General features: G+C 62.9%; 19 protein-coding genes. 4 read left to right on the top strand and 15 right to left on the bottom strand.

Annotated features, from left to right (window positions below; all coding sequences use genetic code 11):
* Positions 1-221: 221 nt before the first annotated feature.
* Positions 222-674: an acyl-CoA thioesterase gene (locus tag LC343_RS04820; protein ID WP_223475945.1), complete on the top strand. Its 453-nt coding sequence runs from the start codon at positions 222-224 to the stop codon at positions 672-674.
* Positions 675-716: 42 nt separating this feature from the next.
* On the opposite strand, the gene LC343_RS04825 is transcribed toward LC343_RS04820, so the two are convergent.
* From LC343_RS04825 to LC343_RS04895, 15 genes are all read right to left on the bottom strand, one after another.
* The gene (locus tag LC343_RS04825; RefSeq protein WP_223475946.1) at positions 717-878 is read right to left on the bottom strand and encodes a Flp family type IVb pilin; all 162 of its coding nucleotides are present in this window, start codon (positions 876-878) and stop codon (positions 717-719) included.
* A 236-nt stretch (positions 879-1114) separates the two neighbouring features.
* Positions 1115-1999 carry a F0F1 ATP synthase subunit gamma gene (locus tag LC343_RS04830; protein ID WP_223475947.1) on the bottom strand — a complete coding sequence of 295 codons (885 nt, stop codon included), beginning with the start codon at positions 1997-1999 and terminating at the stop codon, positions 1115-1117.
* Complete coding sequence (locus LC343_RS04835; protein WP_223475948.1) at positions 1954-3486, bottom strand: F0F1 ATP synthase subunit alpha; 1533 nt, start codon at positions 3484-3486, stop codon at positions 1954-1956. Before LC343_RS04835 ends, LC343_RS04830 begins: the two co-directional genes overlap by 46 nt.
* Positions 3473-4216: a F0F1 ATP synthase subunit B family protein gene (locus LC343_RS04840; RefSeq protein ID WP_223475949.1), complete on the bottom strand. Its 744-nt coding sequence runs from the start codon at positions 4214-4216 to the stop codon at positions 3473-3475. The genes LC343_RS04835 and LC343_RS04840 overlap by 14 nt, the downstream gene beginning before the upstream one ends.
* A 14-nt stretch (positions 4217-4230) precedes the next feature.
* Positions 4231-4476 (bottom strand): F0F1 ATP synthase subunit C, encoded by a 246-nt coding sequence (locus LC343_RS04845; RefSeq protein ID WP_223475950.1) that lies wholly within the window; start codon positions 4474-4476, stop codon positions 4231-4233.
* On the bottom strand, positions 4476-5180 hold the full coding sequence (locus LC343_RS04850) for a F0F1 ATP synthase subunit A (protein WP_223475951.1): 705 nt from the start codon (positions 5178-5180) through the stop codon (positions 4476-4478). The genes LC343_RS04845 and LC343_RS04850 overlap by 1 nt, the downstream gene beginning before the upstream one ends.
* Entirely contained in the window at positions 5177-5479 is a 303-nt protein-coding gene (locus tag LC343_RS04855; protein ID WP_223475952.1) for an N-ATPase subunit AtpR, read from the bottom strand. Before LC343_RS04855 ends, LC343_RS04850 begins: the two co-directional genes overlap by 4 nt.
* Entirely contained in the window at positions 5476-5760 is a 285-nt protein-coding gene (locus LC343_RS04860) for an AtpZ/AtpI family protein (protein WP_223475953.1), read from the bottom strand. Before LC343_RS04860 ends, LC343_RS04855 begins: the two co-directional genes overlap by 4 nt.
* Complete coding sequence (locus tag LC343_RS04865) at positions 5757-6209, bottom strand: F0F1 ATP synthase subunit epsilon (protein ID WP_223475954.1); 453 nt, start codon at positions 6207-6209, stop codon at positions 5757-5759. Before LC343_RS04865 ends, LC343_RS04860 begins: the two co-directional genes overlap by 4 nt.
* Positions 6206-7669 (bottom strand): F0F1 ATP synthase subunit beta, encoded by a 1464-nt coding sequence (gene atpD / locus LC343_RS04870; protein WP_487345351.1) that lies wholly within the window; start codon positions 7667-7669, stop codon positions 6206-6208. Before atpD ends, LC343_RS04865 begins: the two co-directional genes overlap by 4 nt.
* 96 nt (positions 7670-7765) lie before the next feature.
* On the bottom strand, positions 7766-8902 hold the full coding sequence (locus tag LC343_RS04875) for an ABC transporter permease (protein WP_223475955.1): 1137 nt from the start codon (positions 8900-8902) through the stop codon (positions 7766-7768).
* Positions 8899-9816, bottom strand: a complete 918-nt coding sequence (locus LC343_RS04880; RefSeq protein ID WP_223475956.1) for an ABC transporter ATP-binding protein — start codon at positions 9814-9816, stop codon at positions 8899-8901. The genes LC343_RS04875 and LC343_RS04880 overlap by 4 nt, the downstream gene beginning before the upstream one ends.
* Positions 9816-10763, bottom strand: coding sequence for an HlyD family secretion protein (locus LC343_RS04885; RefSeq protein ID WP_223476115.1), 948 nt, complete (start codon positions 10761-10763; stop codon positions 9816-9818). The genes LC343_RS04880 and LC343_RS04885 overlap by 1 nt, the downstream gene beginning before the upstream one ends.
* Positions 10764-10859: 96 nt before the next feature.
* Positions 10860-11060 carry a YgaP family membrane protein gene (locus tag LC343_RS04890; RefSeq protein WP_223475957.1) on the bottom strand — a complete coding sequence of 67 codons (201 nt, stop codon included), beginning with the start codon at positions 11058-11060 and terminating at the stop codon, positions 10860-10862.
* Between the two features lie 70 nt (positions 11061-11130).
* Positions 11131-12426 (bottom strand): NAD(P)/FAD-dependent oxidoreductase, encoded by a 1296-nt coding sequence (locus LC343_RS04895; RefSeq protein ID WP_223475958.1) that lies wholly within the window; start codon positions 12424-12426, stop codon positions 11131-11133.
* 334 nt (positions 12427-12760) lie between these two features.
* Between LC343_RS04895 and LC343_RS04900 the strand changes: the two genes are divergently transcribed.
* The 3 genes from LC343_RS04900 to LC343_RS04910 all read left to right on the top strand — a co-directional run bounded on the left by LC343_RS04900 (position 12761) and on the right by LC343_RS04910 (position 16502).
* A complete protein-coding gene (locus LC343_RS04900) occupies positions 12761-13789 on the top strand; it encodes a BMP family lipoprotein (protein ID WP_223475959.1) in 1029 nt (342 codons plus the stop codon).
* Positions 13790-13857: 68 nt separating this feature from the next.
* Complete coding sequence (locus LC343_RS04905) at positions 13858-15369, top strand: ABC transporter ATP-binding protein (RefSeq protein ID WP_223475960.1); 1512 nt, start codon at positions 13858-13860, stop codon at positions 15367-15369.
* Complete coding sequence (locus tag LC343_RS04910; protein ID WP_223475961.1) at positions 15366-16502, top strand: ABC transporter permease; 1137 nt, start codon at positions 15366-15368, stop codon at positions 16500-16502. Before LC343_RS04905 ends, LC343_RS04910 begins: the two co-directional genes overlap by 4 nt.
* Positions 16503-16504 lie beyond the last annotated feature (2 nt).

Genomic DNA, 16504 nt, shown 5'->3' on the forward strand with positions numbered 1-16504 from the left:
CAACGCGCCGGGCGGCAGCATTGCCATCCGGTAGACGTATGTTTCCCGATCGCGACTTACCAGCACCCCAATGCGGCCAGTGCACATTTTTTGTTGCGCCTCGTTTTCGGCCCGGAGCCCTTTCGAGTGGCTTGCATGTTGACGCACGGCGCGGCATTGCGATGCCGCCGGTCCATGCGTCGATAGCGCGTTCGTACCGGCAGGGTCGAAAGGCAGTCATCATGCTCGAATGTAAAATCGATATTCTGGTCGAATGGGGGCACTGCGATCCCGCGCGGATTGTCTACAACCCGAATTTCTTCGACTGGATGGAACACGGGCTGTCCGCCCTTTTCTCGGCTTGCGGCTTTTCGCTCGCCGATACTTTGGCCGCTCATCCGGAGCTTCGCGGCACGCCACTCGTACGCAGCGAGGCGGAATTCAAGGGGCCAGCACGGGTCGGAGACACTCTTGTGCTGTCGTCGAAGGTCGTGCGCTGGGGCAGGACGTCCTTCGACATCGCCTACGAGTTCCTGCTCGACGGCGAGACCATCGTGACGGCAAAGCAGACGCGTGTCTGGTCGGGCGTCGATGAAACGGGGCAGTTGCGCGCCCTGCCGATACCCGCCGAGATCCGCGAAGCGCTGAGTCGGCCGGCAACCGTTTCGCTCAGCACCGTGCGGCAGGAAAGTTGAGACGCTTGTCGGGCCGGTTCAGAGCCGGCGCGCGAGAGGCTGTTATGAAGGGCTGATGGTCGTGGCGACCAGATTCAGATTGTTGTCGATCGACGACCCGATCATCATCGATCCCCCGATCACCGATACCGCGATGATCGCGACGATAAGTCCGTATTCGACAACCATTGCACCGGACTCGTCCCTGAGATAACGCACAATCATATGCTTCCCCTCATTCTCCGTAGGAGTGTCCCCGCGCGATCATCATGATGCGCGGATCGGACATTGCATGCGCGGCGGCAATTTCCTCCCGGCCGGCGATGCATCTCGAAAGATACCAGCAGTCTGTAAACGCTTGTATGTTGCAGACCTGTGCGAATCGGCTAACAAGATCTTGTGGTCAAGCCTGTAAATTATGTATAAAATTCATTACTTTAAGAAAACAGGAACCATCGATTTCAAGACGTTCCGGACAGTTCGATGATCTCCGTCGTGGTTTCTTCCTGGCGCACCTGGTGAAACTTGCGTTGCAGGTCCTGGGCGATTTCCTTCACGTTTGACCGGGCGCGCGTCATGGCGTTCATGCGCGCGTCGTTCTCCGCCGCGAAACCGAGCATCAGCGCCTCGCAGACCTCGGTGAAGACATACTCCTCGACCAGTTGTTCGAGAAGGCGCGGCGCTGGGATCAGCGTGATCGGGGGAGACGGCCGAGGCGGGGCGGTGATGCGCCCGAAGTCGAACGGCATAAGTCGGCGGATCGTCAGCGCCATCTCGGTCGAGGCGGGATCGGCATAGACGATGCTGACACTATGGACCTCGCCGCGCTCCAGCGGGACGAACAATGCATCCACGATCCGGCTGGCCAGCGCGGGAACCTCCGCGGCATGGGCGACCATGTTGGCAGACCACAAAGGACGGATGCCCCGTTCAGCGAACTCGGAAATACAGCGCTGGCCGATCAACAAATATTGCCTGTCCTCCGGCTCGTCCTTCTGTTCCAGCGCGCCGGTGACGATCCGTTCATTGTGTTGACCGCTGAAACCCTGCGCCGCACCGACGACGATGCGCAGATGCGACTGTTCGCTTTCGCCCCTCTCCTGCGTGCTTGCCATTCCGGGCACCAGCGAAAGGGCCTCGGCCATGGAACGCGCCACGGTTTCCTCGTGCTCGCGAATGGCCTGCAGGTGACGCCGCGCCTCCTGCGCATGCGCCGCCGCCATGGCCCGCATGGCGACGATAACGCCCTCGATCTGGCCGATATTGCCGATGCGGTCCTTGATGTCCTCGATATGCGGCATCAGTTCGCCACCCTGCCGGCGCTCGCCGCCGCCTGCCGAACACATTCGACCAGCGCAGCGCGAGTGGCATCGTCCATATCCCCCGGCTTGTCGCGGAATGCTGCCAGGTCCGGCGCGCTGTCGATGATCGCGGGCAATGCATCCTTGACCGCATCGATCGCCTCGAGGGGAACATGATCGAGGGCACCCGCATCGAGCGCCGCCAGAAGAGCGATCTGGTCGACCGGGCGCAGGGGCGAAAACCGGCGTTGCGCCAGCAGCGCGCCGATGCGCTCGCCATGCGCGATGCGACGCTTCAGCGTTTCGTCGCCGAAGCCGCCGAAACGCGAGAAAACCCGAAGTTCCAGATATTGCGCATAATCGAGCCGGACCCGCCCGGCGACGCTTTTCAGCGCGTCGAGTTGCGCCTTGCCGCCAACACGGCTGACGGACATGCCGACATCGACCGCCGGACGCTGGTTGGCCGCGAACAGCTGGTTCGACAAAACGATTTGCCCGTCGGAGATCGAGATCAGGTTCGTCGGGATATAGGCCGAGAGGTTTCCGGCCTCGATTTCCGCGATCGGCAATGCCGTCAGCGATCCGCCGCCCTTTTCGGGCGACAGCTTGGCGGCGCGTTCGAGAAGCCGGGCATGCAGGTAGAAGATGTCGCCCGGGTAGGCTTCGCGTCCGGGCGGCTGCCGCGCCAGCAACGACAACTCACGGTGGGTCGTCGCGTGCTTGGTCAGGTCGTCGAGCACGATGAGCGCATGCTGTCCCCTGTCACGAAAATACTCGGCGATGGTCATGCCGGCGAAAGGAGCGAGCCATCGAAGCCCGGGTTCGGCTGTCGCCGGGGCCACCACGAATATGCAGCGGTCGGCAGCGCCCTTTTCGCGGATCGCATCGACCGCGCGGCGCACGGCGGACGCCCGCTGACCGATGGCGACATAGACGCAGACGATATCCGTGTCCTTCTGGTTGATGATCGTGTCGACGGCAATCGCCGTCTTGCCCGTCGCCCGTTCGCCAATGATCAGCTCGCGCTGGCCTCGGCCGATGGCGAACAGCGCATCGATCACCAGAATCCCTGTCTCGACGGGTTCGGACACGAAATCCCGGTCGATGATCGCCGGAGCCGGTCTCTCAACCGGTTCATGCGCGGCGGCTTCAACGGGATCTCCCTCATCCAGCACGCGCCCGAGCGGATCGATCATTCGTCCGAGCAGGCCCTCGCCCACCGGGACGCTGGCGAGTTCGTGCAATCGGCGGACCGAGGCTCCTGCTTCCACACCTTCGACGGAATCGAGCAGGACGGCCTGTATCGAATCGACTTCCAGATTGAGAACGAAGGCACGAGCGCCGTTCTCGAACGCCAGCAATTCGCCGAGCCGGGCCGATCCGAGGCCGGAGACATGCGCGAGCCCGTCGGCGACCTGCGTGACACGGCCGATCGCCTCGGAACGGGTGCCGAGCTCGACGTGGTCGATGGCCTCGAAAAGCCCGTCGAGAGCTGGATCGGAACCCGAATTGTTCGAATCAGCCCTTTTCATTGTCGTTCAACGCCTTTGCCATGCGTTCAAGATCGGCGCCGAGCGAGTTCCTGATCGCGCCATGGCGGCTTCGCAGCTCGAGGCCCGCGATCAGCGTCTCGTCGGTTTCAACGGGAAGCGGCCCGTCATGAGGCACGCGCTGCCCGATCGCGGCATCGACCGCCGCTCGCTCCTCCTCGCTCAACATCCGCGGCGCGACCAGATGCAACCCGCCATCGTTTTCGAGAATGGCCGTCCGCTCCCCCGCATCGAGAGCATCGATCGCGCCCGCAAGCCGTTCCGCGTAACCGGCGACGCGCGCATCGACGGGAAGGTCCGCCAACAACCGTCCGGCCATTGCGACGGCGAGATCGGTCGCGCGCCGCAATTGACGCACGCGTTCCTCCTCCGTCGCGTGCTCCGCCTCCGATTTCGCCTTCTCGAGAATGGCCGCGGCCTCGTTTCTCGCCTTGTCGATCAGGGCAGCCTTCTGCGCGTCGGCGTCCGCCCGCGCCTTTTCGATCAGCTCCAGCCGCTCCGCCACGATGCGGTCGCGTTCCGCTTCCGCCGCCCCTTCAGCTTCCAACGCCGCGCGCCGGGCATCCTCGGCCTTTTCGAGAACCCGCGCTGTCTCGGCCTTGCGCTCGGCAATGATGTGCGCCACGGGCCTGAACAGGAAGCGCGCGAGCAGCCATCCCAACACCGCGATGTTGACGAGCTGAATGGCGAAGGTCCACCAGTCGAATTGCATCGGCGCGCGAAATCCTAGACCGTATAGGGATTGGCGAAGAGCAGGAGCAGCGCGATGACGAGACAGTAGATCGCCATCGTTTCAATCATCGCCAGTCCGACAAAAAGGGTCCGCGACAATGTTCCGGCCGCTTCGGGCTGGCGCGCGATGGCATCCATCGCGGCAGCAACGGCGCGCCCCTCGGCCAGCGCCGGACCGATCGCGCCGAAGGAGACCGCCAGTGCGGCCGCCGCTATGGAGACGATCTTGATAATATCCATCAATCGGTTTCCTTTCCGGTTTCCGCCGCGCCGTCGCGGCGGGTGCCTTCGCCAACGGCGGCGGCAATGAAGACGGTCGCAAGGACCGCGAAAATGTAGGCCTGCACGGCGCCGGTCAGAAGATCGAGCGCCATCAGCGGGATCGGCACGAGCAGACCGGCAAGCGACAGAACGATGCTTATGACAAAGACCCCGCTCATCACGTTTCCGAACAGGCGAACCATCAGCGAGAAGGTACGTGTGATCTGCTCGACGAGATTGAGCGGGATCATCACCCATGACGGTTCGGCGAAGGTCCTGAGATAGCCGAGCGGTCCGTTCGAACGGATGCCGTGATAGATCGTCGCGACGAAGACCGCCGCCGCGAGAGCCGCATCGGTTTCCAGATGCGCCGTGGGCGGTTCGACATTCGGCACGATCGACGACCAGTTCGCTGCAAGGATGAACAGGAACAATGTCCCGACCAGTGTGCGGTACGGCGCGGGATCGCGCTGCAGCGTCGATTCGATCTGCGCGTCGATGGTTGTGACCACGACTTCAAGAACGGTCTGCGCCGATCCGGCGTTGCTGGAAAGGCGACGGGTCATCAGCCAGGAGCCGACCACGAGAAACGCCATGACGCCCCAGGTCGTCACGACGGCGTAAGTCACCGGAACGGGTCCGACCGAGAAGGCAGTCTGGAGAAGCAGCGGCGACTCGTTCATGTTTCCGCCTCCGCCTGTGCCAGCACCTTTCGCCGCGCCAGCAGAACACCGGCGGCGCCGGGCAGGAGCACTTGCGCGCCCCACAAAGCGAGCAGGAACAACAGCCCGCCGAGCAGGGCGAGGCGGCCGAGCTGCAGGAAGACCGCCGACATTTCACCTGCCGCAAACCGCCGCGCCACGGCCTTGAGCGTTCGGAAATGGACCAGCCCCGCCGCATAGCCGATTGCGAGCCCAACGAAAGCGGACACGATCCATGCCGGAGACAGGAAAGCGAGATCGTACGGCGCGAGGAAGCTCATTGCTCGTGCATCCAGCGGAAGACGAGCCAGAGACCGAGCACCGCGCCGACCATCGTCAGGGCAGCGGAGAAGGTCACGCCCGTTCCGAAAAGCCGATCGAGCCAGCTTCCGACAAGCAGTGCCCCGAGAACCGGAATGACGACCATCCAGCCGAGAATCCCGATCTGCCCGAACCGCCGCGCGAGCGACGGCTCCGGATCGGAGGTTTTCAACACCTCGCGTTCGGCGGCCTTGCGCGCCGCTTCACCGAGATGGTTGGTGCCCTGCATCTCGTCGCTCATTGGAAAATCTCCTCCAAAGCACTGTCGACCGAAACGCCATGATCATGAGAAAACTGGCGCATGATCTGGCGAATGGCGCGGGCGTGCAGTCTCGCCTGGCTGACGCGTTCGCTGCTGGCCGCCTGCGCTTCCGCCTCCCGCATGCGTTGCACCCGCGCCTCCAGCGAGGCCAGGTCCGTTCCAAGCACACCCTCCCGGCAGGCTATCCGTATCGCGCGGCCTTCCTCCACGGTCATCAGACCGCCATGCAGCGCGCAAAACCGCCACTCGCCCTTTCCGACCCGCCATCGCGCCACACAGGACCGCAGCACGGCAAGCAGGTCCGCATGGCCCGGCAGGATGCCGAAAGCGCCGCTGTCGTCGCTGGCGCGAAACGAGGTGACGCCGTCGATCCGAGCCACGACGTCCAGGGGCGTCGTGATGGTCAGGGTCAGCGAACGTTCCGTCATGCCGCCGCCTTTCCGCCGCCGGACTTGCCCCGAAGCGCCTTTTCCTTTTCGCGCGCCTCGTCGAGCGTGCCGATCATGTAGAGGGAGCTTTCGTCCCATTCGTCGCATTCGCCGTCGAGAATGGCCCGGCAGCCAGACACCGTGTCTTCCACGGTCACGCTCCGTCCCTCAGCGCCGGTAAACGCGGCGGCGGTGAAAAAGGGCTGGGTAAGGAAGCGCTGCAACCGGCGCGCGCGGCCAACGGCACGGCGCTCCTCCGCGCCGAGTTCCTCGACGCCCAGAAGCGCGATCACGTCGCGCAATTCGCGGTAATGCTCGATGACCTCGCGCACCTGGCCGGCGACATCCGCATGCGACTGCCCGACGACGAGCGGGTCGAGCAGGACGGAGGTCGTCGCGATGGGATCGATCGCGGGATAGATTCCCTCCGCCGCCAATTGCCGTGAAAGAACGACCATCGAATCGACATGGTTGGCGATCGTGCCGACTGCCGGATCGGTGAAATCGTCGGCCGGCACGTAAACCGCCTCGATGGCCGTCACCGACGCGTTTCCGATGGACGCGATCCGCTCCTGCAAGTCGGCCACCTCGGTTTCGAGCGTCGGCTGGTAGCCGACCCGCGACGGCCTGCGCCCAAGCAGTCCCGAGACTTCCGAACCCGCCTGGATGAAGCGGAACACATTGTCCATCAGGAGCAGGACGTTGCGCGCCTTCTCGTCGCGAAAATGCTCGGCGATGGTCATGGCCGTCAGCGGCACGCGCCACCGTGCGCCCGGCGGTTCGTTCATCTGTCCGTAGACGAGCACGGTCTGGTCGAGCACACCCGACGCCTTCATCTCGTGCAGCATCTCATGGCCTTCGCGGCAGCGTTCGCCGACGCCCGCAAACACCGAAATGCCGTCATAGCCGGAGACCATCGCATGAATGAGTTCCATGACGAGTACGGTCTTGCCAACCCCGGCGCCACCGAACATCGCCGCCTTGCCGCCATGCGCCAGCGGCGCGAGCAGATCGATCACCTTGATGCCGGTGGCGAAGATGTCGGTCGCAGCACTCTGGCGCGAAATCGGCGGCGCCGCCCGGTGGATCGGCCTGCGCGCCGTATCGGGCGCGAACTCCGCGCCATTGTCGGCCGGCTCGCCGAGAATATTGAGCAGCCGCCCGAGCACGCCGTCGCCGACCGGCACGGTGATCGGTTGACCGGTCGATTCCGTGCGCGCGCCGCGCCACAACCCCTGGGTCGGCTGCATGGCAATCGCGCGGATGGTCTTCTCGTCGAGATGGGATTGCGTTTCAGCGAGGATGGTTGCCTCCCCGGCCTGCACGGCGACAGCCTCATGGATCTCCGGCAACACGCCGTCGATCTTGATGTCGAGAACCGGCCCACGCACCGCGATCACGCGGCCCGCACGGTTCTTTCCGTCGGTTGGTGCCGTGAGCCCTGTCTCCAGGTCAGGCAATTCCTGTCTCCCGTCTCATGGCGTCCTTCGTCCGAATCCTTAGCGCATGATATTGCGAAATCGGCTCGCCGACCACATTGACCCTTGTCATGCCGGTCAATCGAGGGTCCGGCGGAATCGGAGCAGCGCAATGCCGGCAAAAGCGAAAACGAACAGGAGCAGCGCGCCAAAATGATTTGCCACCGTGTCGAATGTCGCGCCCTTGAGCATGATCGCGCGCACCATGCGCAGAAAGTGCGTTAACGGTAACAATTCGCCGACCAGCTGCGCCCAGCCCGGCATGCCGCGAAATGGAAAGATGAAGCCGGACAGCAGGATCGACGGCAGAAAGAAGAAGAAGGCGAGCTGCATCGCCTGCATTTGCGTGCGCGCCATCGTCGAAATCAGGTAACCGAGCAGCACCAGCGCGAGAACGAAGATCAGCACGCCGGCAAGCAACAGGCCGAGACCGCCCACGAAGGGCACCGAGAAAAGGAGCTTCGCCGCGACCAGAATGACGCCCACCTGCACAGCCCCAACGATGAGATAGGGGAGGATCTTGCCGAGCATGATTTCGAGCGGCGTCGCCGGCAACGACAGCAGGTTTTCCATCGTGCCGCGTTCCAGTTCACGCGTCAGCGCCATCGAAGTCATCATCACCATGGTCATCTGCAGGATGACGCCGAGAAGGCCGGGGACGACGTTGTACTGGGTGATGCCCTCCGGATTGTAGCGCTTGTGGACGATCACCTCCAATTGACCCTGCATGGCCTCGGCGGCCTCCGCCGCCGCCGGCTGCTCGCGAAGCAACGCCTGCGCGGCGACAGTGCCCAAAGTCGAAATCGCGCCGGAGGCAACCGACGGATCGGTCGCATCCGCCTCGATCAGAATGCGCGGATGGTCGTTCCTTTGCACCCGGCGGGCGAAATCCGACGGGATGGTCACCACGAAGGAGACATCGCCCTTCTCGAACAGGCGCTCGGCCTCTTCCGCGCTCTCGACGATGTGATTGAAATGATAATAACCGGTCATCTCCAGCGCCGTGACCATGGCGCGGGTGTAGTGATCCTGGCTTGTCGTCACCAAAGCGGTCGGCAGATGTTTCGGGTCGTTGTTGATGGCGTAACCGAAGAGCACCAGCAGCAGCAGCGGAATGCCGAGCATCATCCCGAAGGTGATGCGGTCGCGCCGCATCTGGATCGATTCCTTGTCGAGCAGCGCATAGAGCCTGTGAAACGAGAAACCGGCGATCATGCAGCCGTCTCCCGCGGTTCCGCCATCAACTGGATGAACACATCCTCCAGGCTGGTAACGCCGGGGCGCACGGTGAAGCCGTCCGTCGCCAGTTTCCCGATGGTCTCGCCCAGCAGATCGGCGTCGCGCCCGACCACATGCAGCGTCGTTCCGAACGGCGCCACCTGATCGACGCCCGGCGCACCTGTCAGTTGCGCCATGACATCGGCAAGGTCGGGACCCTCGATGACATAGGTTGTCAGAGCCGCTTCCGATACGACCTCGTCCACGGTCCCGCTGGCGAGCAGGGTACCGTGCGAGATGTAATGGATTCGATGGCAGCGCTCCGCTTCGTCCATGTAGTGGGTTGACACCAGCACGGTCATGCCGCCGGCGGCGCGCTCGTGAATCTCGTCCCAGAATTCGCGCCGGGCCTTCGGGTCGACACCGGCGGTCGGCTCGTCGAGAAGCAGCAGTTTCGGCTTGTGCATGACGCAGGCCGCGAGCGCGAGGCGCTGCTTCCAGCCGCCGGACAACTGACCGGCGAGTTGACGCCGCCGCGCCGTCAGGCCCAGATCCTCCAGCGTATCGCGGACGTGATCGCGTACGGGATGCAGATCGTAAAGCCGCGCGACGAAGTTCAGGTTTTCCTCGATCGACAGGTCCTCGTAGAACGAGAATCGCTGCGTCATGTAGCCGACCTGACTGCGAATGCGCCGGCTGTCCTTGCGCACATCGAGCCCAAGCACGGTGCCCTCGCCTTCATCCGGCGTCAGGAGCCCGCACATCATGCGGATGGTCGTCGTCTTGCCGGACCCGTTCGGCCCCAGAAAGCCGGAAATCTCGCCCTCTGCCACCTTGATCGACACGTGATCGACGACGGCGCGCCCGGAATAGCGCTTGACCATCCCGCGAACGTCGATGACATGATCCACTATTCCGTCTCCGAGATGACCGCGTCGACGATCTGGCCGGGCTTGAGCGGCCGCGCCGCCTCGTCCGGCTTCGCCTCGACGAGATAGACGAGCTTTTGCCGGTTCTCCAACGAGTAGATGACCGGAGGCGTGAATTCCGGCTCGTCCGAAATGTAGTTGATCGTCGCCGTCATGCCCGGCTCGCAGCCGTCGCAGCGCACATCGAGCGCCATGCCGAGCGAGATCGAGGACAGCGCCGTTTCGGGCACGTAGAGGCGCAACTTGGTCGCGCCGTCGGGAAGGATGGAGAGGATCGGCGCCTGCGGGCCCGCCGTTTCGCCGGCATGGCGGACGACGTCGAAGACATGCCCGGTAACCGGCGATTCGATCGTGCGCTTGGCGAGCCGCCAATCCGCATTGGCGAGCACGGCTTCCGCCTGTTCGACCCCGGCCTTCGCCGCCGCGATCGTATCGGCACGCGCCGGAAGTTGCGCGACCTCCAGATTGGCTTCGAGTTCGGCGACCTGCGCCTCGGCGAGTTCGAGGCTGGTCGCGGCCGTGTCGTAATTCGCCTGCGAGGTGATGCCCCGTTCCAGGAGATCCCGCTGCCGATCGACGACACGTCGTGCCTCCGATGCCTGCGCGCGAGCCGAATTGAGCGCGGCCCTGATTGCCTCGATTTCCTTGGGACGTTTGCCGACTGTCAGATCCGCAAGCTGGCTTTTTGCCTGTGCGAGCGAGGCATTGGCCTGTGCGACCGCGATTTCCGCGTCGCGGCGTTCGAGCCTGACGAGGATCTGTCCGGACTCCACACGATCGCCGCGGCCGACCTCGATGCCCTCGATCTGCGCGGACTCGATCGGCGCGATCAGCGCGTAATCGCCCTCGACATAGCCGACGACTCCGGCGGGTTCCGCACATGCGCCGCTCAATCCGGCAATGATCGGCAGCGCGCAAATGAACTGCATCATGACTCGTCTCCTCAAAGACAGAGACAAGGCTAAGCGCCGTTCAGGCCACGCGCAATCCGCGATCCCGCGAACCGGCCCGGAAATTTCGGGTGATCAGAATGCCGTGCCGGGCTTGACGCCAAGCTTGCGGAATATCAACGCCGCCGGGCAGAAGCCGGTGAAAGCAGACTGGATCTGATTCACGCCGATGAACACGGTGAACCAGAGGAAATAGGGCGAGACATACCAGGTCAGCAGAACCGAGAGCAGTGTCATCGCGCCCGCAAAGGCAAGAACCATCTTGTCGAGAGACATTCGTATTGTTCCGTTTCACAGGGTTGGTGCGCCCGCCGTCCGAAAACGGCGGGCACGGATATCGTGATCGTCAGGCGTCTTCGATATCGAACCTGACTTCCTTCAGTTTCTGGATGCCCAGCGCCTGCATCGCGAGCTTCTCGTAAGCGGGCTCCGACTTGCCGGAGCGGATCTTGTGCAGGAAGTATTTTTCGAAGCCGACCTTCGCCAGATGCACCCACTTGCCCGACGAGGACCAGTTGACGTTGCGCGGCGGGATCTGCGGCTGCGCGACAAAGGCGATCCCGGAATCTCCGAAATCGGCGAGGCAGACGGCGTTCCATGTGCCCTGCGCATCGGGTTTCTCGCCACGCACGATCTTGCCGATATTGTGCGCCGTCGCCGTCACCATGGATTCGATCATGAAGCCGGTCTTCGGTACGCCGACCGGAACCGGCGTCTTGCCCATCGGCGGGATCGCGACACAGACACCGACCGAGAAGATCTCCGGATATTTCGGGTTCTGCTGGTGATCATCGACGATGATGAAGCCACGCGGGTTGGTCAGGCCCTCGATGTCGCGCACCGCGGCAACTCCCCGGAACGCCGGCAGCATCATCGAGAAGACGAAAGGCAACTCATGCGTCGCCTTGACGGAACCATCCTCGGCGATCTCCGAGACATGCATCATGCCTTCATCGGCCTTGTCGACCTTGGCATTGGTGATCCACTTGATGTGGTGGTTGCGCAATTCGCTTTCGAGCAGCCCCTTTGTGTCGCCGACACCGTCGAGACCGAGATGGCCGACATAAGGTTCCGACGTGACGAAGGTCATCGGCACCTTGTCCCGGATCTTCGCGTCACGAAGGGCCTTGTCCAGAATGAAGGCGAATTCGTAGGCCGGGCCAAAACAGGAAGCGCCCTGCACCGCGCCGATGATGACCGGCCCCGGATTGGCAAGCAGCTTGTCGAAAGCCTCTTTCGCCTGGATGGCATGATCGACATGGCAGACCGACTGCGTATTGGCCTCCGGCCCCAGCCCCTCGATCTCGTCGAACGCGAGTTCCGGACCTGTCGAGATGACGAGATAGTCATACTCGACCGATGTGCCGTCATTGAGCTCGATGCGTTTCTCGTCCGCATGCAGCCGCTTGGCACCCTGCGAATACAAGTCGATGTCACGCCGCTGCATCACCGGTCGCAGATCGACCTCGATCGCGTCCTTTTCACGCCAGCCGACAGCCACCCACGGATTCGAAGGTACGAACGAATAGTGCGTTCCGTTCGTGACAACGGACACCTTGTGTTCTTTCGAGAGTTCTTCGCGAACCTCGTAAGCCATGATGGTGCCGCCCAGACCGGCACCCAGTACGACGACATGCGCCATGATAATTCCTCCACTCCAGCTTTCTGACATATTACATAATTGGCATATATAACTTGCCAAGCGCCATTCCCACATTGATCAGCATCAAATGCGGAATCCGTCATTCGCGCCCTGTTTTTGCGGCGTGTCGCCCGTCCGGTTGCGACAAGATTTCGCAGGCTTTCTCCCGGTCGGCGGACGCATCGAACAGAAGTGTCGGAGAACGCAGGCAGGGTATTGGTTTTCCCGGCATTTCCGGCTTAGAGTGCGTCGGGTGCAACGTCACAAACGTTGGGTATTGCAATTCCGTACCGGGTTTCCTTGAATTCCGGCATTCATTCCCAGGGAGTATCTTATGTTGAACAAAGGCAGACTAATGGGCGGCGTCGCAGTGGCGACGGCGCTGCTGTTCGGGTCGATCTCGTCGGCGGCGGCTTTCACCGCCTGCCAGGTAACCGACACCGGCGGTATCGATGACGCGGGCTTCAACCAGACCGCCTGGAAAGGCGTTCAGGACGCGATGGAAGCCAAGGGCATCGAAGGCCGTTTCCTGGAGAGCCAGGCCGAAACGGACTACGAGGCGAACCTGAACTCGCTTCTGGGCGGCGCCTGTGATGTCATCATCACCGTCGGCTTTCTGATGGGCGACGCCACCAAGGCGGCGGCCGAAGCCAATCCGGACCAGAAATTCTCGATCGTCGACTTCGCCTACGATCCGACGATCCCGAATGTCGTCGGCCAGGTCTTCGCGACCGAGCAGGCCGCCTTCCTCGCCGGCTATCTCGCCGCCGGCATGTCGGAGACCGGCGTGATCGGCACGTTTGGCGGCATCAACATCCCGCCGGTGACCGTCTTCATGGACGGCTTCGTGCATGGCGCCGAGTACTACAACGAAAAGAAGGGCACTGACGTCACGGTTCTCGGTTGGGATCCGGAAGACAAGGATGGCCTGTTCACCAACAACTTCGAGAGCCTGGACGACGGCCGCACCTTCGCCCAGAACCTCTATGACGAAGGCGCCGACATCGTCATGCCGGTCGCCGGACCGGTCGGTCTCGGTTCCGCCGCTCTCGCCGACGAACTCGGCACCGACAAGCTGAAGATCGTCGGCGTCGACGCCGACCAGTACATGACCGACACCGAGAAGCAGAACGTCTATCTCACCTCGGTCCTCAAGCGCATGGACGCCACCGTTCAGGCGGTGATCGACTCCGTCATGGACGACACGTTCGAGGGCGGCGTCACCGTCGGCACGCTCGAGAATGACGGCGTCGGCCTCGCGCCGTTCCACGATTTCGAGGATGCCGTTCCGGCTGAACTGAAATCCGAAATCGAAGAGATCAAGGCCGGCATCATCGACGGTTCGATCTCGATCGGCGGCTAACGCGCTGCTATCCGACCCGCCGCCCTTCGCGGCGGCGGGTTCATTTGTCCAGCGGGGAGAGTGACGCTGTGGACGTTGAACTGCGCGGCATAACCAAGCGTTTCGGGCCGGTTACTGCCAACGACGATGTGAACCTCACAATCCGCGCCGGCGAGGTGCTCGGCCTGCTGGGCGAGAACGGCGCCGGCAAGTCCACCATGATGAACATCCTCTCCGGGCTCTATTCGCCCGACGAGGGTCAAATCCTGATCGATGGAAAACCTGTCGATTTCGAAGGTCCGGGCGACGGCATCGCCGCCGGCATCGGCATGGTTCACCAGCACTTCATGCTGGTTCCGGTTTTCACGGTCGCGGAAAATGTCATTCTCGGTGTAGAGCCGACCGGGAGATTCGACTATCTCGACCTGGCGACCGCGCGCAAACAGGTGCGCGACATCAATGAGAAATACGGGCTCCAGGTCGATCCGGATGCGCTGATCGAGGATTTGCCCGTCGGCATCCAGCAGCGCGTCGAAATCCTGAAAGTTCTTTTTCGCTCTGCGGAAGTGCTGATCCTCGACGAACCGACCGCCGTCCTGACCCCGCAGGAGGTCGAGGAGTTCTTCGGCATCGTCAAGTCGCTGCGCGACGCGGGCAAGGCCATCGTCTTCATTACGCACAAACTGCATGAAATCATCGAGATCGCCGACCGGATCAACGTGCTGCGCGGCGGCAGGATCACTGGCGAAGGCGATCCGAAGACGCTGACGGAAAACCAGCTCGCCGAAATGATGGTCGGCCGCCCCGTCTCCTTCGACGTGAAGAAGGGCCCATTCGACCCCAAGGAAACGCTGCTCGAGGTGAAGAACCTCGTCGTGCTGCGCGAGAACGACGAGATCGCCGTCAACCATGCGAGTTTTCACGTTCGCTCGGGCGAAGTAGTTGGTATCGCCGGTGTTCAGGGCAATGGCCAGTCCGCGCTGATCGAAGCGGTGACAGGTCTGCATCATGTCACCGCTGGATCCATCAGCTTCCTCGGCAAGGACATCACCAACGCCTCTGCCCGCGAACGCCACCGAATGGGCATGGCGCACATTCCCGAAGACCGCCACAAATCCGGGATGATCTCCAATTTCACCATCTACGAGAACATGGTGCTCAACACCTACTACGATGACCGTTTCTCGAACGGCCCGAACATCAAGTGGCCGGAAGTGCTGAAGACGGCCGCGCAATACGCCATCGACTTCGACGTGCGCACGCCGTCCGTCTACCTGAAGGCGGGCAATCTGTCGGGCGGCAACCAGCAGAAGATGGTGGTCGCGCGCGAACTGGAGCGCGAAACCAAGCTGGTCATCGCCGCCCAGCCGACGCGCGGTCTCGATGTCGGCTCCATCGAGTATATCCACAGCCGCCTGATGGACGCTCGCGACGAAGGCGACGGCGTCATTATCGTTTCTTCCGAACTCGACGAGATCATGTCGCTCTCCGACCGTATCCTCGTGATGTTCGAAGGCCGCATCGTCGCCGAATTCGACGCGACGGCCGGCCCGGTCGACAAGAATGCCGTGGGTCTCGCCATGGCGGGAGCGCACGAATGACAGACACGTCGAACCGCGACACACTGACAGCGAAGCTGTTACAGCGCGCCGCGCCCGGCCGCGCGGAGTTCGAGGATCTGGTCATCGTGCCGATCTTCGCGGTTATCGTCGCGCTGATCGTGGGTGCTCTCGTCATGCTGGCGACGGCGGTCGATATCCAGACAATCGGCCGATCCTATCTGGCGCTGCTGCAAGGTTCGGTGGGCTCGATCAACTCGCTGTCCGAAACATTGACATCCGCGATTCCGCTTGTGCTCGCCGGGCTGGGCCTTGCGCTGGGTTTCAGGGCCGGCCTGTTCAATATCGGCGCCGAGGGCCAGATTATCGTCGGCGGCATCGCGGCGGTGATCGTCGGTTTTTCCTTTCCAGGCATGCCGTGGATCATCCATCTTCCGCTGGCCCTTCTGGCGGGGGCGGTTGCCGGAGGGCTCTACGCCTCGATCGCGGGCTGGCTGCGCGCGGCGACTGGCGCGCATGAGGTGATCTCGACGATCATGCTCAACCTGATCTCCTATCGCCTGCTCGACTACATGCTGGGGCTGACCTGGATGCAGCGCGAGGGCCGGTCCGATCCGGTCTCGAAATCGGTTGTCCCGAGCGCGGAACTGCCTCGTCTGCTCACGGATATCGATCCCAATCTGCGTCTTCACGCCGGCATCTTCGTCATGATCGGAGCAGTGATCCTCGTTTACTGGCTGCTGTTCAAGACCAAGACCGGCTTCGAATTCCGCGCCTCGGGAGAAAACCCGGACGCCGCGCGCTATGCCGGCATGCGCGCCTCGCTGATCATCGTGCTCGCCATGGCCACTGCCGGCGCCCTGGCCGGTCTCGCCGGCGCCAATCAGGTGCTCGGCGTTCTCGAGCGCGCAACGCCCGGCTTTTCCGCGGGCATCGGCTTCGACGCCATTTCCGTCGCTCTGCTCGGCCGTTCGCACCCGATCGGCGTGCTGTTTGCCGGCCTGCTGTTCGGCGCGCTGGAGGCCGGCGGCCGCCAGATGCAGGTGGATGCCGGCGTGTCGATTGACCTGATCGGCATCATCCAGGCGCTCATCATCGTCTTCATCGCCGCCCCGCTGCTCGTGCGGGCGATCTTTCCGTGGGGCTTCAGAAAACCCGCGGAACGCAAGGAGTAACG

This window comes from Oricola indica (assembly GCF_019966595.1).
GTDB lineage: Bacteria > Pseudomonadota > Alphaproteobacteria > Rhizobiales > Rhizobiaceae > Oricola > Oricola indica.

Excerpts from the sequence above, each read along its gene's own strand:
- LC343_RS04820 (WP_223475945.1), top strand. The coding sequence starts at position 222 with ATGCTCGAATGTAAAATCGATATTCTGGTCGAATGGGGGCACTGCGAT.
- LC343_RS04825 (WP_223475946.1), bottom strand. The coding sequence starts at position 878 with ATGATTGTGCGTTATCTCAGGGACGAGTCCGGTGCAATGGTTGTCGAA.
- LC343_RS04830 (WP_223475947.1), bottom strand. The coding sequence starts at position 1,999 with ATGTGTTCGGCAGGCGGCGGCGAGCGCCGGCAGGGTGGCGAACTGATG.
- LC343_RS04835 (WP_223475948.1), bottom strand. The coding sequence starts at position 3,486 with ATGAAAAGGGCTGATTCGAACAATTCGGGTTCCGATCCAGCTCTCGAC.
- LC343_RS04840 (WP_223475949.1), bottom strand. The coding sequence starts at position 4,216 with ATGCAATTCGACTGGTGGACCTTCGCCATTCAGCTCGTCAACATCGCG.
- LC343_RS04845 (WP_223475950.1), bottom strand. The coding sequence starts at position 4,476 with ATGGATATTATCAAGATCGTCTCCATAGCGGCGGCCGCACTGGCGGTC.
- LC343_RS04850 (WP_223475951.1), bottom strand. The coding sequence starts at position 5,180 with ATGAACGAGTCGCCGCTGCTTCTCCAGACTGCCTTCTCGGTCGGACCC.
- LC343_RS04855 (WP_223475952.1), bottom strand. The coding sequence starts at position 5,479 with ATGAGCTTCCTCGCGCCGTACGATCTCGCTTTCCTGTCTCCGGCATGG.
- LC343_RS04860 (WP_223475953.1), bottom strand. The coding sequence starts at position 5,760 with ATGAGCGACGAGATGCAGGGCACCAACCATCTCGGTGAAGCGGCGCGC.
- LC343_RS04865 (WP_223475954.1), bottom strand. The coding sequence starts at position 6,209 with ATGACGGAACGTTCGCTGACCCTGACCATCACGACGCCCCTGGACGTC.
- LC343_RS04875 (WP_223475955.1), bottom strand. The coding sequence starts at position 8,902 with ATGATCGCCGGTTTCTCGTTTCACAGGCTCTATGCGCTGCTCGACAAG.
- LC343_RS04885 (WP_223476115.1), bottom strand. The coding sequence starts at position 10,763 with ATGCAGTTCATTTGCGCGCTGCCGATCATTGCCGGATTGAGCGGCGCA.
- LC343_RS04890 (WP_223475957.1), bottom strand. The coding sequence starts at position 11,060 with ATGTCTCTCGACAAGATGGTTCTTGCCTTTGCGGGCGCGATGACACTG.
- LC343_RS04895 (WP_223475958.1), bottom strand. The coding sequence starts at position 12,426 with ATGGCGCATGTCGTCGTACTGGGTGCCGGTCTGGGCGGCACCATCATG.
- LC343_RS04900 (WP_223475959.1), top strand. The coding sequence starts at position 12,761 with ATGTTGAACAAAGGCAGACTAATGGGCGGCGTCGCAGTGGCGACGGCG.
- LC343_RS04910 (WP_223475961.1), top strand. The coding sequence starts at position 15,366 with ATGACAGACACGTCGAACCGCGACACACTGACAGCGAAGCTGTTACAG.